Source organism: Pasteurella testudinis DSM 23072, assembly GCF_900176075.1.
GTDB lineage: Bacteria > Pseudomonadota > Gammaproteobacteria > Enterobacterales > Pasteurellaceae > Chelonobacter > Chelonobacter testudinis.
Map to the genome: position 1 here is coordinate 1 of NZ_FWWV01000052.1, position 2,707 is coordinate 2,707.

Here is a 2,707-nt window from a genome sequence, read left to right on the forward strand (position 1 = left end):
ACCTTATCTGCGCCGACAAGTTCTGCCACACTGCCAAGCTGTTGCGCTGAGGAGGTAAGCTCACCGAGCTTCGAAGAAAATTTTTTCACCATAAACTCGCTTACTCAGAGTATTAATCAATATCAAAACACCGATTGAATGCAAAAATCAATTATTTAATTTTAATTTAGGATATGGGATTTTATTCTCAAGATACCGCTCTTGATACTTATTTTCCAAATCATCAACATAACCAACAAACAATACCTCTTGTATATCCTCATGGTTAAAATATTGTAAGCTACTTCCAGATACTCCCGTCGGATAAAAACAAGCAACATAATCTAAATAGCCTGTTATATTATTCTTTGTAAGAATGCCATTTCGTGCAACAATCATAAGCTTCGCCGGAACCTCTGCATTCCTCAAGGAAACAACTGACCCTAGTGGTAAAATATTCATTAATCACCTCAAACGATATTTAATTTCTTTAATTTTGTTTCTTCTAAAAAATTTTTATAATCTTTTTGCAGTTCTATTTCAGAGTCATCTACATAACCTGCAAATAACACTTCCTCAATGTTTTCCGAATTAAAATAAAAATAATCATTTTCTATTGCACCAACAACATGCTTGCATCCTGCATATTCAAAATAACCATTCTCTCCCTTCCACTTCCCTGCTACAACCCGATTGATAATTAATACTTTCTGTTCAGGTAATGAGCCTGTCAATCGAATAACACTCCCTATCGGAAGCAACCTATTTGCAAAAGAAAGTTGATTATTCATAAAGAACTCCTTTTATAAAAAATAAATATGACAAGAACAAAATACTAAAAAAAACAAATATTAAATATACTATTCTTATTTTATTTTTATACTTAACCTTATCAAAAGCCATCTTCACAAGGAAATTAACTGACAAAATCCCAAATGATGCTAAAAAAAGCAAAACCAACAAAACAATAAGATCAAAAGAATAAAAAAATAAATCGACAAATCAAAGTTATTATGCAAACTAACCGCACCAAAAAAAATCACAAAAAGTAGAGTTAGAACTTTATTATTTGAATTAAAACAAAATAATAAAGATATTAAAATCACACTAAATAAAAAATATATCATTTCGTTATATTTCTCCAATTTATCTTTCCATCAACCTCTGCTCCACCAATAATTTTTCTATTAAATCCAAATTCTGTTGTTTTTTTATTTACATCTTGGATTAATTTTATACTACCTCCGAAGGCAGAACCTGCTTGAGCGCCTACTTTCCCACAAATTTAAAAGCTGCAACTGACACTTTATCAAAACCAATCCCTTCCTGCCGTACATATCTAAATACTATCTAAGTTTAACTTTACTAAGCAGCCTCACACTAAAATATTTAACTTTTATACTTTTTAACTTTTAAGCAAAAATAAATTAAAATAACCTTAGCGATCTCCATGCAAACTAAAAAAATAAAGGAGGCTATAGTAGGAAAATTAAATATCAATTTAAAGCCATAGATAGAATATGGAATAGATGGTAGTAAACATATCACTCTTAGCGGCAATTGGAAAAGTGAAAGATAAAAAATAGATTTCGTATAAAACAAATAGCAATACACTGAAAAAAATAAAGATAAAAATAATATAAAACCAGATAATGAAAAAATCAAACTATAAGAACCAACACTTTCAAATAGAATAAAAATATTTAAAAAATCAGTATAAAAAGGAATACCATCATTACTAAAAGAGTTGAATGAGTAAATTATCAAATAAAATAAATCAAACATTGATAAAATCAGAAAAATATTTTTACTTTTCATTATCTAAGTGTCCTTTTTTCAAAAATTTCATTACTAGACACAGGTGACCGATGGAAAATCCCTCTCCCTATTTCCCAGTCATCTTTTCCTTCAATAAATTTTTGTTTTATACTTTTACGCTCACCAATAGGTATGGCTAGCTATAGAATCAGCATATATCATTTCATCATCAGACAACTTATCCCAAGTATAATGGCTATATTTTTTAATAGCAACCCAACGATTTAAACTGGGATCTTTGCCTGAAAAATACGTGAGTTGTACCATAGGCGCATACGCCACATATCATAAAACATACAATTTAAAACTTTAATCTATCTATAAATTATCACCATCCCAAAAATCAATCTCCTCTCAGCATATTTTATTTAGGAAAAAACTCATAAATAAGCTCATCTTTATCTTTGACTTTTAAAGAGTCTAAAAAAGATTTATCAATGCTAGTTTTATGAAGATCACTTTGTATCAAATCATCATACCCCCTAGATAAAAAAACTGCATACCAATAACTATCCACATTATAATAATCAGATCTTTTTTTTCTAAATTCTGATATCACATTATCATAGCAGGATTTATTATGAGATTTTAATCTACTTTCAAGCATACAAATTCTAAGCAACACTTGATAATCACTTTTTGATTTATAAACAGTTTTCATTAGATTTAGTGCCTCAGCATAGTCTTCTAACTCCAAATAAATATAAATCTTTAGCCATACCTCATTTAAATCAGATGAATCACCTTTTAAGTTCATTTCAGAAATCAAGTTTCTCAAACCAATTTTATTATTGGTAATACTATACTCAAGATATTTTTCATTGTATAGCTCAAAGTCGTCATCTTGATTAAAGATATATAACATAAAAAAAGCCAAACCAATAATAAAAGGTAGAAAAATAAATTTTTT

3 protein-coding genes are annotated in these 2,707 nt (G+C 28.7%); all 3 read right to left on the reverse strand.

Features of this window, described 5'->3' with window-relative positions:
• Window positions 1-147: 147 nt before the first annotated feature.
• Complete coding sequence (locus B8880_RS12065) at window positions 148-441, reverse strand: DUF4176 domain-containing protein (protein ID WP_084257832.1); 294 nt, start codon at window positions 439-441, stop codon at window positions 148-150.
• Between the two features lie 8 nt (window positions 442-449).
• The gene (locus tag B8880_RS12070; protein ID WP_084257833.1) at window positions 450-770 is read right to left on the reverse strand and encodes a DUF4176 domain-containing protein; all 321 of its coding nucleotides are present in this window, start codon (window positions 768-770) and stop codon (window positions 450-452) included.
• Window positions 771-2,161: 1,391 nt separating this feature from the next.
• A partial coding sequence (locus B8880_RS14460; RefSeq protein ID WP_084257834.1) for a hypothetical protein occupies window positions 2,162-2,707 on the reverse strand: 546 nt, incomplete at its 5' end.